This is a genomic window from Stieleria varia, assembly GCF_038443385.1.
Classification (GTDB): domain Bacteria; phylum Planctomycetota; class Planctomycetia; order Pirellulales; family Pirellulaceae; genus Stieleria; species Stieleria varia.
This window is the reverse complement of record NZ_CP151726.1, coordinates 6,660,133-6,686,255: the sequence shown is the minus strand read 5'-3', so window position 1 is coordinate 6,686,255 and position 26,123 is coordinate 6,660,133. Positions and strand designations below refer to the sequence as shown.

Here is a 26,123-nt window from a genome sequence, read left to right as displayed (position 1 = left end):
ACAAACTCGGTGGTCGTCGTGATGACGCCTGACCGAAGCTCAAAATGATTTGAGCTGCCGTCTTGAATCGCGAGCAGGACACGATATCCGCCTGCATCCTGCTCGATGTTGATCGACATGCCGCGGATATTTCCACCCGTTTCAAAAAGCGTCTCTTTTCCAACCAGATCACTCGGTCGGAACCAAATCTCCCAAGTTCCGCTATCATCACTGGGATCCCCGGAAAGCGACTGCAACGTTGCGGTCGAGCCACCGCCCGTTCCGTCGAACACGTACGCGCTGGTGATCCCTCGACTGCTGATCACGTTGGTGTCCAACGTCGCCCCAGTGAGAGTCGCATTGATCGGTCCGCCCTCCCATACGTTTGGCGTGCTGTCATTAGCGTTGGCCGCGTCGAATACGACGCTGGCGGCAGGTTGCACAGTCACCATCCCGGAATCGCGTACAAACGACTCCGTTCTGACGTGAAAGAGTGTGCCGCTGTGATTCTCGGATTCGCCGGTCGGCAGATCGTCTCGGAGGAAATGAACGACACCGTTTGGTCCATCGAGCGTCGTAAAGTTCGTGTCGATAAACGAAATTTGCAGGTTCCCATCGACATAGACATCGAATTGACTTGAGCTTCCGTCGCGCTCGACCCTCAACGTATGCCGTTGATTGGGAACGATGACCACTGCGCCCGTATTTGGATTGCCCGCTGTCCCGAAAAACTCAAGTTGCCCGTTGACGTTGTATAGTCCGTTGAGAGTCAACCTGTCCTTGAAGTCCACCAGTTTTCGATAACCAGCCGTATCATCAATCTCAAACACCATTTCGAGCGTGTAAGTCTCGCTGTCAAGCGTTCCACTGAGGCTTGGCCCCTGATCCGCAGTGAAAGCATAGCCGTTGGCACCTACAATGCCGCCGGCCCCAATCAGGCTCGGGCCGCCGTAGCGGTCATCCAATGATGACTGCAAGGCGTACTCGTGCGTTTCGAACCAGTCCACCGTGAACGTGTGCGTGTCATCAAGCCCTGGATCGGAGATAGTTGCCGAAAGTGTAATAGGCGAATTTTCTGTTCCCGCGACGCTATCGACCACGATCGTTGGTCGCACATTTTCGACCGTCACCATGATGTTAGTCGCATTTCGTACGTAGGGAGCCACATACAGTTGGCGAATCTCCTCCGCCGAGAGTGGTCGATCGTACAGAACGACGTCGTCAATAAGTTCATTGACAAACAGACCGTCGCCTTCGGACAAGCTCCCAAGATTCAGTCCAGCACCGATCGTAGCGCCAAGATCAGCGATGACCGTACCGTAGCTCACGCCATCGACAAACAATTCCGCCTCATTATTCGTGTTCCACACAACCGCAGCGTGATACCATCGGCCGATTTCGATCCGAGGGCCTTTGATTTCGACTGCGCCCGTCCCATCGTCCAAGATGGCGACGACCTTGCCTAGCTCGCGACCAATCAAGAATCGATCGGCAAGCTCACTTCCCACGATGATGTCGACTTCCCCCTGTTGAACTTCCAACATTTGAAATCGAACGGCGATCGTTCCTTCATCCACGTTCAGCACACCGTCGGGCAAATCAACCCAGTCGTCAATTCCATCGAGTTGCAACACGTTGGTGTTGCGTGGCGGATGGTTGACGACAATTGCTCCGTTGGTCAACGCTCCATGTGCAGCGTTTCCGCTACTGTCGTTCGCGGTTCCATCGTTGAACGAGTAGTATGCGACTGGGACGGGGGCAATGAGACCGTCGCTGACATTCCCACTAGGGAGAGGTAGCGAATCAGACACGCTCACCGAAACCGTGTAGGTACCATCCGCAGTCACACGAATGCTGAACTCCTCAGGGTTATCCGTCGGCACAATCTCGTAGGACGATGGTGATGCAGACCAGATCACATCGCGTCCAAGCGAATCTCGACTCGACAGCAAGTTCGCGATGCTGAATGTCAGCACATCGCCTTCCGCTGCTGAGGTGGGACCAACAATTTCGATTTCAGTGGCCGGATCGACGGTAAAATGGATCGTCTCGCTATTTGATGGAACATCACCGACCGCGAACTCATCGTCAATGGTAAGCGTTGCCGTGTAGTTGCCTACCTGGAGAGGCACGAACTGGATATCCGCTCCGGCTCCAGCGGCAATCATGGTTGCCCCAAGTTTGATTTCCCAACGGTACGATCGGGTCGGTGCTGTCCCGTCACGCGAAAGTCCTGCCGGAGCCAGCGGGCTGGATTGGTCTGACGAAAAAGTCACCACATCACCAGCGACCGCTTTCCAAGGCCAGATCGGGTCGTTTCCTTCAATCATCCCCGAGGGTGACGAAATCTTCGCCATCGGCGCGATTTGGAACGTCTGCGTAACGGGTATTGAAGATTCTCCGTCGCTGTCGGTCACCGTCAATGAAACGGTGTACTCGCCTGCGTAACTTGGCGTGAAATCAAACTCGATTCTGCTGCCAGACAGGATTCTCTCGCCGTTGTTGCTGGTGACTTCCCACAAGTAGAAAAGTTTGTCCAGTTCTCCCGCATCGGTGACATCGCGAGCATCCAAGCGAATCGGGGCACCGATTGCGAGCGGGCCGGTGCTGGCATTCAAGTCGGTGATCACCGGTGCGACGTTAGCGACATCGATCGTCGTGACGCTGGTTGTTAACCCACCGTCGTCATCCCGCGCCGTCACGGTCAGCGTGTAGGTGCCGTCGTCCTTAAGGGAGTAGCGATTAGCAGGGATCGATGTATCAAACAGTTCCGGTGTTGCGTTTGTCCAAGTAATCGGCACCGGTTGCGGCAGAATGCTGTTGCGGTATGTCCTTGAGATCTCGTCGCTGGTCAAAGCGCGATCGAATAACGCGACTTCATCCATTCGACCCTCAAACTGATTGACGTTCGTTTGAAGCTTACCAATCCGCAGACTTGGTGGAGCGGTTAGGGGGCCCGTTCGTCCGATGTTTGAACCCTCAAACGCACCGTCGACGTAGATCCGCATCAAACCGGAACCGGAATCGCGAGTCGCGACGACGTAATGCCATTGACCATCGTTGATTTGCGTGGAGGAAAGCGTCGTGGTATCCGCATTGCCAACACCGAACGCGAATCTTCCGTCCAGCACGGAGGTGCCAAAATCGTTCGCGATCCCTGACACCTCCCCATCAACCAAACCAAAACCTTGGTACCAGTTCTCGCTAGCGGACGATGCAGCTTGGTTGGTGTTGACCCACATTGCGATCGAGAAGTCGCCAGCACCGATCGTTCGATCTTCGATAATAGAACCAGTCGAGAACTCCGTGGATTTGCTTCCCGGTTGCGTTCCTGGCGCAGGATCGCCTAAGGCAAGGCCTGTTGTTGGCATCGCGTCCATAGCGAAGAAAGAGGTCGGCCCCAAATCTGCAACCAAGTCCGAGTGGTAAGGGCTTAGAAGGCTGGCGTCGAGCCCAAGTGGGCCACGATCGGCCGCCACGTCACCGGCGCCTTCATCAAACGGCAGATAGAGTCGCAGGTTGCTGTCCGATGTATTGATTTCGCCATCACGAATTGCCCTGATTTCGCTTTCATCGAGGGCCCGATTCCAAATCGTGAAATCGTCAAGAGTCCCAACGAATGCTTGGCTCGATTCAAATCCGCCTCCAAGCACATCCTGTTCCTGGCCGATAAACAACCCTCCAGGCGGAATCGTCAATCGCGACACATTCTGAATCGTTTTCTTGCCCAACGAGCTTCCATCGAGAAACAGTTCGGCCTCTTTCGTAGCAGTGTTTCTGGTGAGCGCAAAGTGGCGGAATGTACCGTCTGCAATACTTTCGGGAAGTGTCCAATGAGCGTTTCGTCCGTTCGAAACCCACAGTTCCAACGTGGTGTCATTCGCCAAGACAACGATAATTTCGTTAGCGTCTGAACGATTGGGACCAGAATTTGCGCCAGACAGAATCGATTGTTCGCCGGTCTTAGTCGTCTTCAACCAGAACGTCGTTGTGATGTCTGCCGCCTGATTCAGAACCGTATTAGATAGTTCCAACGCATGGTCATTAAACTCAATTGCGTTATGAATCAGACTGGTGGTCTTGCCAGTCGGATCGGTGATCGTGACTTCGGTGACCAGATCAGGAACGTCCAAGGTTCCGGCATCGGTCACGACGATGTCGCCGATGCTGGTGCCATTGACCAGGATCTCGCGAGTGTGATTAACCACACCGCCGGTGTTGGGGCCGACTGATATTGATTGTCCCTCGGTAACTCCCGTGATTACAGGAGCCGAGATCTCCGGATCGACATTTTGTACAAACAGTGGAACTTCGATCCCAGCGACGTCCAGCAATTGATAGCCATCGTCAACAGCGCTGAATGTTACTCCGTTGACGACAATCGATTGGCCTTCAACTACTACTAGATTTGTGTCAGAAAGTCCTCCCGAGATAGGCATGTACAACGTTTTCAAGTTGGGCAGAGCGCTGATCGAATCTCGCGTCGCTTGAGACGTTGGATCGATGTTCGTACCGCGCAAGTCCAGGTAACGTAAGTCCTCTAAACCAGCGATGTGAACCAACTGATCGTCACCGACTGGGTTTCCACTTAGATCGAGTGTCTTTAAGTTTGGCGTCAACTCAAGGAGGTTGAGATTATGGATTTTTGAAATGTAGACGAAGTCGATCACGTCCCCGTTGGCAATGGAAGCCGTGTCTCGCGAAACTGTTTCTGCGGACTTAGAGTCGATCTGTACGCCAACGGTCGCACTTGCACCAAAGTCAAAACTCTGATTGCCAAAATCGACGTCTTGGTATACGAATCTAGCGGCGACAGGTCCTGATTCAAACAATTGAAGCTGGAATGTAGCGGCGCCAATGTTGTCGTAGTGTGGGCGATTATCCCATTGAACGATCAGCGTGTTGATTCCCCCGACCAATCGTTCTTTCCAATAAACGTTTCCCGTATCGGAATCGATGTCGTCCCAAAACACAGCTAAAGCGCTGTTCCACCCACTGTTCGGAAGTGGTGAGGTGGTTCGGTTAATATCCTCCGATCCCGATGTGATCACGCCATTGTTACCAATGGTTGTCTGACCGGCTGGGAAGAGCCAATTGCCGATGGTTGTCGTGATAGTTGCCTCACCGTCGTCGCCAAGCCCAAGCGCCGTGCCGGATGTTGAAATGTCCAGAAAAGCAGAGGCGTTGTTGTATTGACGAAATTGAACAACGGGTGCCGTGTTTGCATCGGCTGCCGCATCCAGTTGCGTCAACTGCGCCAGCTCACTAGCGTGGATGTCACGATGAACCAGCGGCAAGCCCGAGGTCGAGGTTGTCACGGGTTGCCCAAGTGCCTTCGCCAACGCCGCTTGCATCGCCACGGTGCCAAACGGCAAAATCGCGTCCGCATCGATTACAACCGGATCAAGCTGCGGTAATGTGTTGCCATGGATCAATTCGGACAGACCAGGCACGGTCAAGTTAGCTCCATCGGCCAAATCGCGATCGCGGACTTCAAACGCTTCGGCTGTGTACACGTCGGCACCACTGCCACCGAAGATGCGATCGAGTCCATGATTACCGACCAAGATGTCATCACCGTCACCACCGCGAATCACGTCACGATCGGGACTGGCGTCGGTCTCGATGATCTGTTGCTGACCACGAATCGGGGCGTCGAATTCGATCGTGAAGGGTGGATTCGCGATGGATCGATCAGCGAAGTCGTATGTCCGTATCGCCGCGATGTCACCGGCAAAAGGGCCAAAACCCGATCCGGACGCGAGCCCCCCCAGGGTGCTCCCGCCAATCTTGGCAATTCCCGAAGCATCTCCTCCTGACCAATCGCTCAAACCCGACGCATTGCCAACCTGATCAACCAGTTGGCCATCAACGTACAACTGGAGTGTATTGAAGTCATTGTCGAAAACAGCTACTGCATGAATGAAGTCATCAATCGATGTGATTGTGGGCGAACGGAGTTCAACGCGACTGCTCGGGTGTTTTACAGCAAATAGTACACGAAATCCGCCACTGACTTCCTCGATGTTGAATGACAATCCAACACCAGAGCCGCCGGTCTCAAAAATGGTTTCATTTCCGATCAAATCGCTTGGCCGAAATCGAACTTCCCATGTTGCGCTGTTCAAGCCCGGATCCGGCGAGAGGGAATCCAGAGATGAGAAGCTGCCACCGCCCACACCGTTAAATCGGTACGCCTTCGTAGTACTATCTTGCCCACTGACCGTGATAAGTTCCGCACCCGACAATGACGACTCAAATCCGGGCTGACCACTCTCCCAAATGAGCGGTGTCGCATCATCAGCGTTCGCTGCATCGAAATCAATCAGTGCGGGAAACGGACTGCCAGATTGACCATAGACGCGTAAGTAATAGGTGCCGGCTTGGGAGGTTCGCAGGTCGACAACGGACTGTCTCTGCCTCAAAACTCTTCCAGTTTCATCCACCAGATCAGCTTGGACGTTTCCGTTCAAGCGAATCAAATCACCCGGGCGTCCGTCGCCCAGTGTTGTGAAGCGAAACCAACGCTCGCTGTTGGAACCGAACACGAACGGCTCACCGCCGTTATCAAAGACCTCTTGGAGTCCCGTTCCCCGATCGACAACAAACGAACCGCTTCCCGAGACATTGAAGTTTTCGAGTATGTCGAAGGTTTCGGGAAGATCAACGGTGCCAAAGGACGTCGCTCCGTAGATCACATCGAGCCGACCGCCATTGGGAACGAGTTCTCCAGCGACGATAGTATCAGCCAATGAAGCACCGATGATCAGATCGTCAAGTCCATCCGCGTTCAGATCGAGGGTTGCGGATTGACGTCCGAACTCTTCCGCCGTGTTTGTACTGGACAGAACAACGCTCGCCTGCTGGATATCCAACGTCGATCCCGTGAACGAGCTAATGTGATTGAAGATCGCAACTTCAATCGGGCCATTCGGGATCGGTTGATATTGCACAACCAGATCCGCATTACCGTCTCCGTCATAGTCGCCAGCCGTTGCACCAACGATGTCGCCCGGCGAAGTGATCGTTAAATTGGCTGTCGTGGGAAAGACGCTGTCAATTGTTGATGACCCGTAGAAGATCTCCAGATCGCTACTTGTGTTCACGAACCCGATATCAGCTAGACCATCAGTACCAAGGTCGCCGAGGACATTGAGTGTATCCGTATTGACTGAGCTCGCAGTCGGCGCCGCAACGCGATACACAACCGACCCAGACGAAGGACGTGGTTTCGGTTTGAGGAAATTGTTTCCTGTGTCTAAACCCGATTCACCGGGTTGCGCAGTTTGGGAACTAACACCCAGGAGTGGTGCGTTTTGGACCGCTCTGGGGCCAGGGGAGATTAGAACGGACTTGCTGTCGTGCTGAATCACCAACCGATTATCACTGGTTAGGAAGGTGTGTAGCTCCGAGTTGCTATAGTCCCCACCGATGGCGTCGAAGATACTTACAAGCTGGTTCTTGACGTCCTCGGGGCTCGAGTTCCCAAGTGTAAGATTAATTTCTTGGGCTGTGGCACCACTGCAGAATTGTTGCTCCGAACCAGGTAGAGTGGTAACGCAGAATATGTATCTTAGGTCAAGCGTGCCATCAAGTACTTTAGCCACACGATTGACGCCAACTATGAACGCACTAGAGTTATTGCCAAAGCTGCCCACTTGAGCACTGGAAGTAAGTCCTAGCGGCGTTTCTCTGACAACTTCCTCAACTGTCAAGTCCTCTGTCCCACGCGTGAGAGTCTCGAAGCGAAGACGTTTGGTTGAGGTGGGGTCGCGCTCGACGCGGATGCGGTTCGCAAGCACGGCGTCGTTTTGAATCTGCGTCCTCAACTGATCGACGACGTCATCTAGCCTCGCAACATCGTCCGTTATTTCTGGATCAGGTATGACGCGAAAGAGACGATTGTTAATCTCGATGAATGTGTCGAGGCCTCGTAAGGAGTCGTTTACACTTAAACGGTCGTCGATTCGCAATGCCCCTTGAGCCGCTGACGTTGACTGAACTAACGCCGAATCCGCATCAGCAGTGATCTCGACCGTGGATCCGTTCACCATGACTGTCGTGGTGCCCACTTCAACCAAGTCCTTGACGACAGCAATCGACGTCTCGCCGGCCACTTCGTAAATGATTTCACCGCTGCGATCGTAGATGCCCATCGCTTCCGTCGTATTTTGGGAAAGCAACTCACCGCTATAGAACAAACCGGTCATATAGCTTCCATCAAGATTCGCGAAAACCTTTTCTGTCGAATTTGCGTGCAACAGAATGTCAGAGTATTCGCGTGTTCCGGATGATTCAGAATCGCCAAAGAATGGCAACACGTCCAATCCAATATGATTGAATCCGTCTTCCGTACCCAGATATACATGTGGAATTTCGATGGTGCGTTTCCGGGAGCCGCTGGTCGTGGACCAAAAAGTCTCATCCCAGTCGCGTGCCGAAAGCATGCTGTCGCCGAGAATCGTACGTACAATCAGGTTTTCCGCATCGGTGGTTAAAAAGGCAAAGTCCAGATGCCCATCGGCGTTGATGTCACCAATGCTGGAGGACGGTCGTCCAAGCGTTTCGTGGTAGATTACAACCTCTGCGTATGCCTCAAGGTCTTCCTGCTCGTTTAGTTCAATTGGCCCCAGTAAAACGTAACTCTTCGTTGTCCCGCTGGCGATGAAGTCTTCGAAACCGTCGCCGTTGACGTCACCATAAGACCGGAGATCTTGAATCTTATCATTCGCCGATCCTTCCAGGCCGAACGCGATCTCGTTGACGTTGCCTACTGCGGAACCCGCATTCAGGTCAACGCCCGTACGGGTGACAACGGCTTGACTGGCAAGCGGTGTTGCCAAGACGGTGGGATGCAGTTCAGGATCAAAAAGTTGAGAAGCTTGCGGTGGAAAATTCGGATACGGATTGGAAGCCACACCCACATCCAACTGATTGCCGAAGATCGTGTCCTCACCGCCTTCGCCATCGAGAGTGTCATCCCCCAAGCCGCCGACGATCAGGTCGTCACCCAGGCCGCCGATGATTGTGTCGTTGGATGGTGAACCGAACAGGAAGTCATTGCCGGTACCGCCCAGGATTGTGATTGGTAGATCGGCTCCCTGTTCCGCATCACCGCGATCCATGCCCCATTCTTCGTACAAACCAGCGTTGCTGGCATCGGCGGTCAGGTTGCCAGTGGCTCCGGTCAACGGCAAGAATTGAAATTCAGAATCCAGACGCACGACGTCGTTGCCCGCCCGGGTATCGATCGTGAACGATTCGACGTCGCGGGTTTGGAAGAACATGAACTCCTGCTCGAAGTTCTCGCCCGCATCTTGCTCGCCATTCTCGTTGGCATCGTCGAAGCGATAGGCTTGCAGACCAATGTCCCATACAAAACTGGTGAATTCGTAGCGATGCAGACCGGTGTTGTACCGCATTGAAACATAATCGGGCACGTCCAATCCGCGGCGATCGACATCACCGCCGAGGTACAACACGCGGTCGTTGCCCTCGCCACCGATGAGCTGGTCGCTGTAGGTTGGAATGAAAGTCTGAGTGGCCGGATCGAAGTTGGTTCCCGGTTGATTACCAAGCAGCGGCAAGGCGTCTGGGATGATTTGGAAGGTGTCGTCGCCGGGGCCACCAAACAACAAATCGCTGGCGTTGCGGTCCTGGCCACCGGTCAACACGTCGTTGCCCGCCCCGCCAAAGATCCAGTCTTCACCCGCACCACCGCGAAGGATGTCGTTGCCGGTGCCGCCCAAAATCACGTCGCGACGATCAGTGTCTTCTCGCAGCGACATGCTGACCGATTCATCGTTTTCGGCCAGTTGTTCCGGCGTCAAACTACTCAGGTCGGTGCCAGCGAAATTGAATCGCAGGTCGTAAATCGTGGGAACGACGTTTGGACTGCTGACCTTGACGTAGTACTCAGTGTCCGCAGCAAGCGAACTGAGGTTCGTGATGATCGACGCGTCGCCGGTCGTCGTGCTGGTCAGCAGTGCGGTGGCTAGATCGATCAGGACCCCCGTGGCAGGGTCTACGTCGGTAATGTTGAAGACTTCGATCAGCAAACCGTCGATCGGCGAACCACTCGATAGTTCGATGGCACTCGTTGCTGCGGGATCAGCAGACAAACGGAACGAGTACCAATCTTCGTCGGTGGGACTATCGATCGAAAGTCCCGTGAAGGTCACCAATCCGTTGTCGATCGTCTTGCCATTGAAGGTTGTGTCGACATCAGCCGCATTGGGTGAGAACAGGTTGAAGGCTTGTCTTGGAATGTCATTGCGGCTGGCGAGACCCGTGGCTCCTGTTGAACTTTCGGCACGATCGACCAAGATCGCATTGCCGCTGAGGATTTCGACGATATCGTCGCCGGCACCGGCGTCGATCCAAACGGTTTTTTGCACCGTCGGGCCCACCGTGATTCGGTCATTGCCGCCCAGGGCATCGACCAAGATCACCAGGAAGTCGGCTTCGGGCGGCAGGATGCTTGCCAGTAGATCGGATTCGACGATCTGTGACGCTGCGATCGCGGCCAGTTCTTCACCGCGTGATTCGTCATCAGCGGCATTCAATTCATTCAGGCTGAACTGTAAATCGTTGGCACTCCAAACCGCGTTGCCTTGGCCGTCGGTGGCGCCAAAGTCCAGTTTGACCTGTGCGCTGAAACTGAAGTTGCCGTTGTTCTCGGTCAGCCGGGTGATCAAGTGGTGATCGGCCAGCAAGCCCGGCTCGGTGACAAAGTCGATATTGATTTGGTCGGCCGCGTTGCTGCCGCCGACATACCAAACTTGATCCGATTCTTTGGCGTATTCTTTCCAGGCATCGCCTTCGGTTTGCCCGCCATCTGCGGATTCAAACGTCGTGCCGTTGGCACGGTACAGCGTGTCGTTGCCGCCGTTGCCGTACATGAAATCGATCGTCGTGCCGCCGTACAGGTTGTCGTCGTTATTACTGCCGAGGATCCGGTTCAGACCGGTGACTTCTTGGATGTAGGCTTGACGATAGGGACCGATGGGTGACGATTCGTCTTGATCGAGAAGGTCGTTGTCGTTGAGGTCAAAATCATCGACGGTCAGGTTGCCCATCGCATCGACGTAGACCCCAAAGCTGCTGTGATCAATCCGCAAGCTGTTCGTGGCGTGCCTCAGCGTCAGTTTTCCGTCATCGACGCCGCCCGTTACGACACCCACCGTGACCCCGCTGATGCCGGCCGCATTGATCGCGGCTTGCAAATCACTCACCAAATCGGCTCGAGTCCAGTTGTTCAATGTGAATTGGCTCGGAACGAAGACGCGGACGGGGGTTCCCGTACCGACGGAGAGATCAAACAGGACGTCCAGCAGCAATTTGCCATCGTTTGGTATCTGCGTCGTCGCCGTCATGGTTTGGCCGGCGACGGCGGTTTGATCACGGTTGAATCCTAGCTGGGTCAATGCTCGCGTCGGATCGAAGCTCCAAGCATACAAATTGTTCTTGCCCTGGCCGCCGATCAGATCGTCATCGCCTTGGCCGGCATAAAGCGTGTCGACATCCGTCGACAGTCCGCCGCCGCCGTCGCCCCACAAGCGGTCGCTGCCGCCAAATCCGAACACGGTGTCGCTGCCGATGCCGCCATCAAGTCGATCGCGTCCGTCGGAGCCAATCAGAATGTCGTGCCCGCTGTTGCCGTCAAAGACACCAACGAAATCGTTGGATCGATCAGAGAGCGACGACAGGTCAATCGTGTTCAGTCCGTCAACTTTGGAGATCGCACCGGACTTCACCGCCAATTCGGTATAAAAACCGATGGTGTCGTTGCCCGCCAGACCGGCGATGCGGAACTGTTCGACCAGCAAGTTCCCGGTTTGGGGATCCAGCATGGTGATGGGAATCGAGAAGCCGTTGTATAAAACGGATGCTTGCCCCCCCTGTTCGCCAATCAAGATCACGTCGTTACCGGTTGTCCCGTCGATCGTCAAAATGTCGGTCGCGTTATCATCCGCCACGTCACCTGCGGCTTGGTTGCCGTAGTGACCGTCGATCGTATCCGTATCCATTCCAATGATGGTGGTTGGCAGCACGAACAAGTCGATACCGCTGCCGCCGTATTGCTTGTCCGCTCCGGCTTGTCCGTCAATATAGTCGGTACCGGCTCCGCCCCAAATTTCATCGTTGCCGTAACCGCCAAAGAGTTGATCTTCACCGCTGCCGCCCAACAGAATGTCGTCACCTTCGAGGCCGACAATGTATTCATTGCCGCTTTCACCACTCAGCAGTTCTTTGCGGGCGTTGCCATAGATGTAGTCGCCGCCGGAGCCGCCAAAAATCTGATCTCCCACTTTGGTGTATTCCGTGCTGGCGGTGGAGGGCGCGAACGCGTACAGCGAGTCACGACCTGCTCCACCGAACAACCGCTGACCGGCTTGATTATCGCCATCGCCGGCTTCGCCTCGCAGTTCATCATCGCCACCGTCACCAAGCACGATGTCAATCCCGGAGCCGCCTTTGAGCACGTCGCCGCCTTCGCCTCCGCGGATCACGTCGTCGCCCTCGTTGCCTTCGACGACCAAGTCCAATCCGGCTCCCGCATCGAGATAATCCATCCCTGGACCGCCGCGGAGTTCATCCGCATCGGCACCGCCAAAAATCCAGTCGTTTCCATCGCCACCACCCAGCTTGTCACGCCCGTCTGCGGCGGTTCCGTCTAGGGACAACTCATTGACAATGACGGGGGTGATCCGGATGGGTGTGTATCCGGTCGGGAAGTCCAATTCGGCTTGAACGACGATTTGCAAGTTCGTAAAATCGGTTTCGTCGTCAAAGTTGGCTCGGGACCAAAGGAGCGGAACCACGCCGCCGAACATCACGTCGTTGCCGCCGCCGCCTTCGATTGCATCGTTGCCGAGCATTCCGACCAACCAATCGTTCCCGTCGATTCCGGCGGCGCCTGCATTCGGACCGAGCGGATCGATGTCACCAAAGATTCTGTCGATCCCGCTACCGCCCATGACGTCGTCGTTGCCCTTGCCAGCCTCGACGTAGTTGTCTCCGTTCCCCGCGAACACGAAGTCGCGTCCGCTACCAGTGCGGATCGTATCGTTTCCATCCATCACTGATGGAGCAAGCAGCGACGACACAGGGGCGCCGCTTGTAAAGCTGATGGTTCCCTCGTCGCCAAGCACGCGATTGTTGCCGTCACCCGCATTGATGATGTCGCTCTCGCCACCGCCGATGATTGCATCTATGCCGCTGCCGGTGGTGATGTTGTCGATTCCGCTGCGAACCGAGAATTCGCTCGTCGCGATCGTCGGCAGCCCAATCGCACCGTCGGTCGTTTGCACAATTTCGATTTGGACGACTCCACGGTCACCAATGATGACATTCCGTCCACCCGCATCTGTGACGATATCCGCTCCATTGCCGGCGATCAGAATATCGTTGCCAGTACCGAGATTGAATGTGTCGTCCCCACCATCGGCGGGCTGAATGCTCTGCATTGCAACCACGCGACCGCCGGAAAGTGTGACCAACACTTGATCACCCGCCACGACATTGTTTCCGCTACCCGCGATCGTGACCGAATCGTTTCCGCTGCCGGGCAACAGGATGCTGTTGCCGTTGCCTGAGAACAAGCTGTCATTATCACGATACGTGGTGTTGGTCCGGATCGATTGAATGACGTGGTTCTGCTGAGTGACGATTGCATGGTCACCAATCAAAACATTGTCACCGTCCATCCCTCGTAGCGTGTCAGCGCCACCGAGTCCGATCAGACGGTTGTCTCTGCTGTTTCCGGTGATCGTGTCGGCTGCGCTGCCGCCTGTGACGTCCTCAATTCCGTAGACGAATCCATTGCTGAGACCAGCTGGATTGGTTTCGCCGAGAGAAACAGTAATCGCCGTGCTCCATGCCGAGTAATCCAAGTGATCACGCTCACCCGCGTGGCCATCGATTTCGCCAGTCAAACTCGAACCAGGAGATATCAGAAAGACGTCATTGTCTGACCCTGTTGTGACGCTTTCGATGGACGAGAAGTCCACCAGGACGCTGGACGATTCAACGGTTCCGATGTTCGCCCCGGTAATCCGGGCGACAAGTGGCACGTTCAATGAAGACAAATCGATGTGATCCGAATCGACGGCACCGGGCACGCTGGTCCCCAATAGTTTTCCAGTCAGCTCCCCGCCCGCACTGACACGGAAGTGATCACTTGCCGTTCCGCCGGTCAAACTTGGAAATTGGCTGAATGTAAAATCAGCAGCGCCATCTCCATTGTCGTCGATCGTTCCTTGATCAACGCCGCTGAGGGTCCAATTGGATTCGATGTTGCGACCAACCAGGAGGTCGTTGCCTCCGTTTCCAATCACCACATCAATGTTGTTAAAGCTTGCGATGCCGTTGGCGGTACGGGCTTGGCGATTGACCGTGACGTCGCTTCCGTAGTTCGAATAATCCAGTGTGTCGGAGCCACCCGCCCCATCGATGGTTCCGGTCACGCCGGTTCCCGGATGGAGCACAAACAGATCGCGTTGATCACCACCCGTTAATTGTTCGAACCCAGAGAACTTGAAGGAATTGACGCGTCCTTTATTTTGTCCAGTGAGTGTCCAAATGTTTTCTTCGGCGCCGCCAACGACTTGGGCAACCGTCAACTTGTCTTCCCTGTTGCTACCGGCAAGGACTTCTTCGATGCCCGCAACTGGTACACCGCCTTCACCGGTGACTTTGTTCAATCCGCTGGAGACGACACTGCCATACTGCACGTTGATCGCTGCGGTCACGGCGCTAAAATCAAACACATCCCCTGCTGAGGCTCCGTTGTCGGTGATCGTGTCGGCACCCCAACTGTCCGCGAACGTGTACCTGTCACCGCCGCCGCCCCCGGACAAGATGTCATTGCCCGCACCGCCCTCGATCAAATCGGCGCCGCTGCCGCCCACAAAATTATCGTTGCCGACACCGCCCATGAATCGCACCGGTGCCGTGACTGATTCGGTGAGTGTCAATGAGTCATCGCCGGATCCGCCGGAGAACACGAAACTTGTCACGCCTTTGTACGTTCGAATCGTCGAGTCTGGTTGGCCACTGTTGTTGGTGTAATGGAATGTGACTTGAGTGACCATCTCACCTGGAGCGTTCGGATCATCCACCATGTCGACTTCGAATCGCTCGTTGATGTCCGTACCGTAGATGCTGCTGCGGTCACTCGCACGATCACCGGCAAACAACGTTAGCGTGCCATCGGCGGATTGTTCCGCCACACCCGGTGCTGCACACGAGTGATTGAACTCAAACAGGGTGATGTCGACAAATCGCTCCGTTCCCGAACCAAAGAACAGGACGTCATAGTAGGCTTCGACGAACGCGTTGATTCGGCCACTGGTGTCGAACACACAGGCGCCGGGGACGGGCACCGCCGGTGCCGGCGATGGTTGCAGCAACACGAGGTCGACCAACTCGTCCAAGTAGATCTTGCCGTCGTCGTCAAGGTCGTTCCAGTTGAAGTCTAGATTGGCTCCGACCCCGCCACGTATTCCTGCTTCGGCGAATCCAAGGTCGAGCGACGCGCCGACGGTTGCCTCGAGACCAAGTCCGAACTCGGCGATATCGAAGCCGCTGCTGACGTTTTCCAAATCTCCGAAATAGAATCCGTCAAAGAAATTTCCGGTCGTCGCGATCCCACGTGTGTCAAATCCGAGAGAGAAATCCGCGAACGCATTCAGCTTTGCGCCGAACGTCGCGTACAACGGAACAGGTGGGAATGGAATGGGTCCGAACTTCATTTGGAACGGAACATTCAGGTCCAATTTGGGAATGTCCCATTCGATGATTGTCGTTTGCTCTCCGGTGAACAATTTGAAAATGTTCGATGGGCTGGAAAGCAAGGGGATGTTGATGCCCAAACCGCCGAGCCCCTTGCTGTTTGACGCTCCCTTGAGCGTTTTCAGCAGTGACTTTGTTTTCGAGGCACCGGGTTTGGGTGACGCTGCAATTTGAGCCTCCGCGTCAATCGGTGGCAGGTTGGCTGGGACCCGCACGTCGGCTTGGGGATTTGTCAGATCGATGTCCGGACCATTCTGACCGCCGGCGATCCAATACGTTCCGAAGTTGATCTTGATACCGTTGCCGTCGGACGATGCCGCGCGAATGGTGTCACGCAACTGGAACACGTTTTGCAACAGGCCGACCACTTTCTGAGCCGCTTGTGCCGCCTTGATCGTTTTCGGACTTTTGCTGGCCCCCAACATCCCAAGCGTCAAGAACGTGATCTGGGGTCCATCCAGGGCTTCGGACAAATCGTTCAAGCCCGGAATGGGCTCGGCCAAGAAATCGATCAGCGGCTCGATCGGTCCGACGTATTCGTCGAAGGCTTCGATCATCGGCGCAATCGCGCTGTTCAGAAAGCTGCCGACGTCCAACGTGACGTCGCGAATGGCGACTTCGGGTGTCGAGTTCACAAAACCGACACGCTCCATCGGCCCCGTGGACCCATCGGGATCGTAGGTGCTGTAAGCCAACGTCCAATTCATGGTCAGGTCGGCATCGATCTCCGGCAGCCCGCCAATCGTTGTTTTCGCCTTGAGGTGCAGGTCCGCATTGGCGTCGACCGAGATTCCCGCGACCAGCAGATCCTTCGGCGACGTCGCTCGCAATTCACTGAATGTCAGTTGATTGTCGTTGTTGGGGTCCACGATGTCCAAGAATAGAGTGCCCGAGAATCCCGTTCCCGTTGCCGTCCGGTTGTCGCTGCCTACCACTGTCCCTGCGGTATTGTTTGTTGCGATCATGTCCAGGAAAAACAACCGAGCCTCTAACTCGGTGCCAGGTTTCAGGTCCAACGTGGCGGTGACGTTGATCTCAGGCAATCCACCCGATTGCCGCGTTCCGGTCCCCGCGTCGTAAACGACATTGTCGTTGAGCGTGAAAAAGAATCCTTTCTCAAGATTGACACCGAATCCAAAATTGAAGGCGTAATCAAGTCCCAGTTCCAATCCACCGTTGGCGGCGAAGTCAAACGCGAGTGCATCGAGCCCAAAGTCAAACGGCACGTCGATCGAATCACTGCCGTCGATCGACAGATCGACTCGGAATTCCAGTTCGCTGGCAGGTCCGTTCAAACTCGGTGTGGTGATCGTGATGTCGGTCAGCGCCGACATGATCCCCGCGCCATCGGGACCGAGTGAACTGAAAATACTTTGCTGTACGCTATTCTTGAGTGTCTCAATTTCGTCTGTCGGCCCACTGATTACCGATTCCAGCGAATCGATCATCGAACGCAGTTTCGTCACAAAACTGCCGTCCAACGAGTCCAAATCACCGATCAACGGCATTTGTTCGAGCAAGTCCGATTTCAGACCCGACTCGAGCGTGCCCAACAACAACCGCGCCCCGGAAATGATCTGCGTCAGACTCAGTTGGCTCAGATCGGTTAAACCGTTGAGATAGTTGCGGATGCCGTCAAACCGAATCTCGGGTGCACCTGGATGATTGACGCTCGCCACAACCGTGATCGCATTCTCGATCGTTTGTCCAGCAAGACTGGCGTCTAGTGACGCAAATGCGATTCCGTTGAGAGCAAAGTCAAAGTCGTTTTTCGGTGACAGTTCCGTGAATTTCACACCCCCGATCGTGTTGCCTGACGACACAGCGGACGGCTTGACACCCACGCCAATTCCGGCCCCGCCGTTCGCTGACGAAGTCGCGTACTGAACTTCGACATCGCCGGTGATGCCAGCCCGAAACGTAATCGTCGGCGTCGCTCCGGTGGTCATCGAGTAATCCACACCGGGGTCGCTGACATCGTTGCCGCGTTTGAGCACTTTTATCATGCCAGGGTGATAGACCACCACGAGGTTGTCCAAAGGGGTTCCCGTCAGAGACACCGATCCGCCCGATATCGTCAGAGATTCCGTCGTGGATTCGCGTAATTGCAGGTTTCCCGACAAGACTCCTTGGATGCCTCCGATGCCTGCTGTTGCATTGACGTTGGAGTCGATGCTGGCACTGAGATCAAATGACGTCGTGTCGAGCAAATAGGGAGTGAAGGTGTCAAAGCGGAACGCAAAATCGAGATTCAATTCGCCACCGACCTCGAACTCGATATCGCCACCGGTTTCAACGGTGACTGGACCGAGATCAGGCAGATCAAAATCAAAGCTGAACGTTTCGGTGACCGACTTTTCGATGTTGATGCGCACTCGGGCGGCGGCTTGAAAACCGTCCGTTGTCGTATCGGCGTCGACGAAGTCAAGCGTCAAGGTGAACGCATCGTCGGTCAGGCCAAGCTGATTCTTGATCGCGTCGCCGATGATGTTGCCCAAGTTGCCAGCCGAAGCAATGCTTTGATCGATCTCATTGACCTTTGCCAACGCATCGGCGCGACCGGGGGTCGGCTCGCCGCCGGTCGTCTCGTCGATCGCTCTAACGGCGTTTCGCAATCCGACGATCGAAGCGACCAATTTGCCCGTGGTGACGAATGTCAGTTCCTGTTGTGTTTTGTCACCCGTATTCTCTTTTTCCAACGTACGCGTATTGATGCTCAATCCAGTACGACTACGGCCGACCAGCTCTTGGACTTCCCCCGTGCTGGTGAACGTGACGATGAAAGGCCCGCCACGTTTTCCCGTGACGTTCTCGATCACCCCGGCGCCGTACGCGTCGACCAACGCGTCTTTCAATTCCATCGCCGAGGACTGCTGAGCAATCTCGGCACTAACGACGGGAGCAGTTGGTCCGATTCCGTCAGCGTCGTAGCTGAGCGTCAGCACATGATCCGATGTCACGTTGGCTTTGAGGGCAGCAACCAGATCGGCAACCGCTGCGTTTTGCGAGGGCGTACCGGCAAGCCGATCAAGCAGCAATTCCAATTCAGCAATCTGCGTTTTCAGCGTCTCGACATCCGGTCCCGCCAGTATGTCTTCGGCAGCCGCCGCCAAACCATCGACGATATTCAATACGTCATTGGGCGATTTGTCGATCACCGGGATCGGCGAATTCAAACCATCGATGTCGCTGTTTCGCAGCATCTCGACGACTTGTTGAACGATCCTAGCCATGTCTTCGAGTGACAGGTTCTTGAATCCGCTCAGGGCTTTCTTTAGATTCGTGACCGTGAAGTCAAGTTTTGGTTTCCGAGATCCTGGTTGCTCACTGACGCCAATTTGAATCTCAAGTGGCTCTTCAGGTGCCTCGCCATTTGGGCCCGGTTTGAATTCGTCAGGTAGGAAACCTAGCAAGCTACCGTCGATCGGCAAGATAACATTGCCGCCATAGCCCAGCATGGGCGTAGGAACACTGAACGCATCCGAGGCAAAATCGCTGAATCGCAACTTGTTATCCGTACCGACGTCCTCCAATTGAAATGACGCATCTACATTGAAGTTTGCTGTTCCACCCCTGATGCCCAAATCCAGCAGGCTGAAGGAAGCGACCAAGTCGATATCGTTAGAAACGATATCCGCGTTTGCATAGATCTTGGTTTCGCTTGTGTCGATGAAAAACTGATCAAGTTTGCTGCCGGCGAACAGCGGTTGGCCGACCAGTTTGTTGTTGTCGGCCGATTCATCCACGGATGTTGCCGGGTCATCCTCGCGAACGGGAACCATTGCCAAGATACCGAGTGTCGAGCCGGCACTGCTTGGGCCAAACGTGTCGCTGTAGGCTTTCACGGATAGTTCGTTGGCTATCCCACCCGTGTTGTCTGTCAGTCGAATTTGACCGCCCTCGACATAGTCGACAACCAACTGATCCTCCTGAGCCGTTGCCAAATCTGCAGCCGATTCGATCGCAGTCTTCACGTCATTGATCGTGTTGCTCCGATCCAGAATGACGTCAAACTTCGTTCCATCGCGCAACTGGATCACCAGATCCGGCAGATCACTCTCTTGGTCCTCAGTGAACCCAATTGCAGTGCTGGTTCCGGTCAAAATCTTGAGGCCGTTGATCGAAACGTCATTGGCAATCAAAACCAACTTGCCATCGTCCACCTGAACTTCGACCGGAGAGATCCCGTTGTCAACTGGCAAGTTGAGTCCCGGTGTATTGGTAAAGAAGGTCTTTAGCTTTTCATTCAAATCCGTCGCCAGATCCATCAGACTGGTGTTGTCGTCGCCTTCGGCTTGCGATAGCGAAACTTCGACGGGGGGGCTTGCGACGCCACTGTCAAACTGCTCGATCTGAAAATTCAACTCTACCGAACCAACCTTGCCACTTGAAGCGATCGGAGTCCCCACTACGCCGACTTTCAGGACCGTTCCACGGCCACCGTCCAGCTCACTCAGCTTTTCACTGCCAGTGATGTCCAGATCGCTGCCTGGGGCCGACAGGTCGATTCCGACAGCCAGTTCGATTCCCACATCCGCAGAGAATGTCGCATTGGCAGCGCCGGCGATGTTTAATTCCGCAAATCCGACATCCATGCCTTGGCTGAAATCGAGGTTGATTTCTTCACTGAATGCTTTTCCCAACGAGATTTTGAACGTGATCGCGTCATCGCTCGTATCCGCTGAGGTGTCGTTGTTGTCGTACCTCAAAGCCGCATCGATCGGCGTTCCATTGATCGCTTGTTTCAACAGGTCGTCGAGCACATGAATCAGATCTTGAATCGTGTTGGCACGAAACTCTGCCGTCGCAAACTGGCCACCGGCTAGTCCCAACTCCGTCCGCGCGGAATTTTCGTCGGCAATCTGGTCCGCTGAGAATCCGAGTGCCTCGCCGCCACTGACAGTGATTTCTTGAACGCCAAAATTGACGACCGACATTCGTAACTGCGAATCCACCAAGACTGCATTGACGAATGTGTCGAGAGTTCCTTCGCTTCCAAAATTCGTTTCAGCGAATCTTGCATTGATCAAATCAACCAGATCTGAGGGTTGTAAACTTGACGCCGTCTCTGCGGCGGTCAACACAACCGTAATCGGGTCGACGCCTTCTTTCAGCGTGATCGTCAGCGACAGATCTTCTGTCAACTTCGATGGCAAGTCGTTCGCCGCCGTGACTTGAACCGTACTGACACCCAGGGAGATGCCTTGAACGCTGCCTGTCGTCCGCAGCCCCAGTTTGTTCGCATTGTCGCGATCAAACAACGCGATGCTGCGGTCAGCGCCGATCGCTGGTGGGACATCCGCGTCGGGAACCTCAAAGGCCAGCGTGTCGGCAGTCATCTCCGTGACGATCGCCGCACGATAGAATCCGTCGATGTCTAAATATTCAAGCTGATGACCGGGTTTGATACCCAGATCAAACAAATCCATCGCGGCATCAAGATGGAACGTGTATTCGGTGATGTCTCCCGCGAGCGATTCTGGTGTGACGTTCACGATCGCTGCCCCATGCAACGGCGCTTGCCGCTGGACGATGAGTTCTCCAGCCAGTTCCGTCTCGTTGATGGCTGCATTGATGTCATCGATCAGGTCGTCGATTGATGAGTTGTCTAAGGTGTTCGATGCAGGCACGCTGACCAGCACAGCATCTTTGCCTTCGATGTTGACGATAAAACTCGCATCACTACTCAGAATGCCATTGAAAACCGAAATCGAATCGGCAGCGATGACTTTGGGATGAAAGTACAGCTGTCGAGCAAAGTCCGAAGTGACAGCGGCAAAGTCAGCGATTCCCGAAAGGGCTTCATCGACAAACGGAATTCCATCGGGAATGTCCAGCGTGTCGGCGATCGTGTTGAGGTTCGCACCCAGTTCCAGGAACATCGTCACGATGTCTTCTGGTGTCAACGCATCGAACTTGCCAATCGTATTATCGAATATGAATGTCCCCGTGCCGCCAGCGGCACGACCGCTTGTCTGGAACATTTCCGCCAACTGCGCAAAGTTGGTGAACTGATTGGCGCCTCGAGTGGTCCCATCCGTGGTGGTGTAGATGGATATCTCACCGGGAATGGAAACACCGGCAACATCTGGCTGAACGACCAAGCCATCGATCGTCACCGAGCCGCTGAATCCGGCAGTGAACGAGTTGGATAGGTCGCCAGTGATCTCACTGATGGTTGCTTTGCCATCGGCATTGGGGCCTACACCTGGATCATCGATGTTCAATGTCAGATTGGTCGACAGTTGGATGCCGTTGTTGTTAGTGATCGTTGCGTCTTCCTCCACGGACACACCTAAGAATCCGAACGCTGCCCTGGCGCGAGGGTTATCTAAGTCTGCGCTCAGAGCCACACTAATCTCTGGATCGGTATCGTCTATGACGTAGACGCGATCACCCGCCGCCACGCCGCTGCCAAATCGGATGCCCAGTGGCAATCGAATCGTTGGCGCCGCGCTGACCATGAACTTGCCAGACGCTTCCAATTCCAAACCCGCAAAGCCGTCTCCGAAATCCAACATCGCTTCGTAGGCAAGCGGCTTTGGTGAAAAGCTAGGTGTGAACGTTAACGTTTCCGTACCCGAGTCGTATGCCACATTGGACAAATCGATGCCAAGTGGACCGCTCAATGCATTGAGCAGTACCCCAATCGATGGCGCAGCGGCCTCCGCGTCGTTGAAGTTCACCAAAGCTGCCTTGAGCTGATCTCCGATCGAACCGCCGGTGGTGAACGTGAGTGACGGATTCGCCAAATCGGGTTCGTCCATGCCGTCGCTGCGTGACGATGTGTAACGCATGGTGACACGTTCGCTATCAAGGCTTTCGACCGTTGCGTTAAAGTCTTCGCCGGTCTTGCTGCGGTATTGCATCGTGCTGCCGATTTGAATCCCCATTGCAGCGGCGCCCACGCCCAACGTATTGAGTGTTGCGGTGAATCGTTTCAACTCGCTGTTCTCGGGGTGCGTCTCGACGGCGCTGACGCTCAAGATTGCATGCTTGGCAAATTCACGTGGCTCTGCGGGCGTGGAGAGCAATTCACCGACGGACTTGTTGAGCAAAGGAATTGTGGTCGACCCCAAGTCTCCATCTAGAACCGCGTCGTCCAGCCAACTGGCCAATTCGAAAAGGCCATTGATGATGTTCTCGGCGGATAGATTGGTGACGAATTCGCTGACGTCGACGTTGATGTCGGGTGCGGGTGATGCAAACAGGTTGGCGTCTGTGATTTCAATGCGAGGCAATGCGATTCCGAATTGCTGCACCGTTGTCCCGAACCCAATGTCGACCGATCCACTCGGCGTGATCGTCATCCGTTCGCTCAACGGCGCGGCGCCCTCGGCGATTGCGACATCGACCCCCGCTTCGACTTTCAACGGATTGCTCGCTGATGCGCCCGTGGCCGTCATGGTCCCGGAGATCGGTCCCAGTGAGAATCCAAAGTCAGCACTCGGCGTCTCAAACTTGGTGCCGAGACGAAACTGGTTCAACGTAAAAGAACCGCTGACGCCGGAGTCAGAGAGTCCGATGGCGAACGTCACGTCGAGGTCCGCTTGAGTTTCAAGCTCGACGGTCGCATCAGCATCCAACTGAAGTCCGATATTAGCCCAATCATCTCCCAATGCATCAAAGCCAAGCTCAATCGGAGTTGTGTTCGTCGCTGCAATCTTCACGTCGAATGACAATTCGTTGTTCGCCAAGTCCACGCCGCCTCTGATTCGGACCGGCGAATCGCCACCGCGACCGACCAATTGGGTGCTGCCACCGCTGCGCAAAAACTCGCCCATTGCAATCCGCAGGCCCATCACGGTCGGCAACTTGCCAACATTTTCCTCGGCGTAACTCAAACTGGTTTGATCAAAAGTCGCAAAATAGTTTGCCGCGGCTTCTTCGAGATTCAGCAAGTCGCCGACGTTGCCGTCGCCGGCGCCATCGGAGGTGTCGAACAACCCATTGAGGCTTTTGCCGATGCCCGGAATTTCCTGGTTGAGTGCGTCATTGTCGCCGATCTCCGATGCCGCAGAATCGAGCGACGAAAGCAGCGATAGAATCTGATCTTGCAGGCCATCGCCCAATTCAATGTCGACCAACACATCAGGAGCTCCTTCGAACAGGTTCTCCGAAACGACCGAAACGGTCGGCGCTCCATATTGCGCTAGGTCAAAATCCGTCGTGCTGTTGGTCAGGTTCAACGGCAGCTGCAGGTCCACGCTTCCACCCGGCGTGATCGATACCAAGTCGCCAAATCCGGCGAAGCCATTGGCAAGTCCGTTTTGAATTTCACGAAACGTGACTTTACCGTTTTCGTCTGCGCCATGAAGAGACAGCGTCGCTTGGGCATCGAGTGCGAATGAGCCGTTTGCGACTGAAGCGGTCAAACTGCCAATCGTCAGCCCCAGATCCAAGTCGGGTGCGTTTGCCGAGCCGCCGAACACCAGATTCAGATCTTTGATGAACAATCCCTCGGCGACATTGAACCCCTGTGCTTGGTCGTAACCCAGTGTGACGTCGAACGTCAAATTACCCGTGAAATCGAAGTCTGCATTTCCGGTGAACGTGTAGCCATCCAAACTCAGCGTGTGCGAAGTCGTCGGCGCACCACCGGCAAGGTCCGCCGCTGTGAACGACAACTTGATCGCTTTCTCATCACCGCTCGACACGTCCGTCGCATTCGCACCCAAGGCAGTCAGCGCATCGTTGAAAGTCTTGTTGACCGAATTGGTCAGCGGATCAACCACCTTGGTTTGCCATAGCTGTTCGACTTGCAGGTAGTCGCCGAGTTTCTGTCCCGCATAAGCGACGTTGGATGCCAGGGATCCGCGGCCTTTCGCCTCGGTGAGCAATTCCTTGAATCTTTCTGAAACCTCGGTAAAGGCGTCAACGGGATTGAAAATCCCCATGGCCAGAGCACGCTGGGCAGTGACGAGTTTGCTGATCGCCAAATTCGATTCGATCAGCCCGTCGTATCCCGTCACGCCGATTTGATCCAATATCAGCGATTGCGAGTACTCATTGTTCACCAGTCCAGGGTGGTTGATTGGATCGGTTTGGCCCGCGGCCGCAGCCGTGATCGGGATCAATTTCAGCTTCGCACCAGTTCGCGGATCGTTCAAAAAGGGGTCGACCGATGAGAAGGTCGAGACCGTGCCGTCACCAGCATGACCGGATTCGCTGTCTTGGTACCAAGTCTGACCCGTCGTCGGGCTGCGACCGATGAATTGGGTGAACGACAGCACTTCGTCCTCCAGGAAGTGAGTCGGCCCCGTCCGCTCGGTGATCAGGTCACGGGTGTCCACTTCTGTGCTGTAAACGATTGATGTTGTGCCCGCTTTCATCAAGAACTGATTTGGGTCCACTCCACCGTTGAGATCCAATAGCAAATCGTTGAACAGCCCGGTCACCGGCGTATTGTTGGCGTCGATCACATCGAGCTTTCCATCTCCATCCAGATCGATCGACGGATAAGTCGGCAACAGATGTCGAAGCGCGCCGACGTACTGCTGAACAAAGTCGGCTTTGTCGGTCACGCTGGCCGCAGTGATGTCGTCCACACTGGAACCAGAGTCAGGACCGTTGATCTTGTTGGTGGGATTGGCTTGGATGTATTCCCAACCGTGATCAACCAAGAACGCGGCGGCACGCGATGCCGGTGACGAACTCCAGTCGTCCAATGACAGATTCCAAGGGTCTGAGACGCCTTGGTTGGGCACTCCCGCCATCACAAAATTGGCGACGGGAAGCAACTCGGCGTGGTTTTCATCGTAAGCCGTGCTTTGCAAATAGGCTCGTGTGACCAAGCCTCCCGTGCTGTGAGACACAATGTCGACGTGAGTCGCCGACGAATTCGCCGCCTTCGCTTTCTTGATCGCGTCAGCCAGATAGTCCAGTCCCGTCTCATATTTTGCGTCAAGCAGGTCCGTCGCAGAGACCGTGACCGTGCCGTCTGGCGTCGAATCGACCTGTGCCACAGGCAGACGCCAATCCCAGTTGGCAACAAATAGCGTCTGATCTTTCACATATCCAACGTTCTCGAGCGTTTTTACAATGCTCTGATAAACCTGTCCGTTGGGCTCAAGGGCCAGCTTATTAGGAGGAAGACCCCTGTTTTCGTACCACTCATTCAACCGATTGGTGAGTTCAGGCTCAGAAATCAAGTTGTTGTTTACATCGAGCACATCGGCAAACGAACCGGCAAATCCGGGGACAAAGACCACCGGATTAATCCCAGGGTCAGCGGCCAGCATCTGACGCTGCTCAAGATGTTCGAGCGTCCGTGTTAATTTCTTGCGAAGAGCTTGTTTTCGATTGGTCGAATGAGAATGGTTCTTGGTACGACGGGGCAGCAACCGCAT

Annotated in this window: 1 protein-coding gene (running past one end of the window); it reads right to left on the bottom strand. The window is 54.9% G+C overall.

What is annotated here, in order from left to right:
- Window positions 1–26,123 carry the 5' portion of a LamG-like jellyroll fold domain-containing protein gene (locus Pla52nx_RS22370; RefSeq protein ID WP_342190216.1) on the bottom strand. 4,300 nt of this gene lie to the left of the window's left edge, so the window shows 26,123 of its 30,423 coding nt (coding positions 1–26,123); its start codon is at window positions 26,121–26,123; its stop codon lies beyond the left edge, outside the window.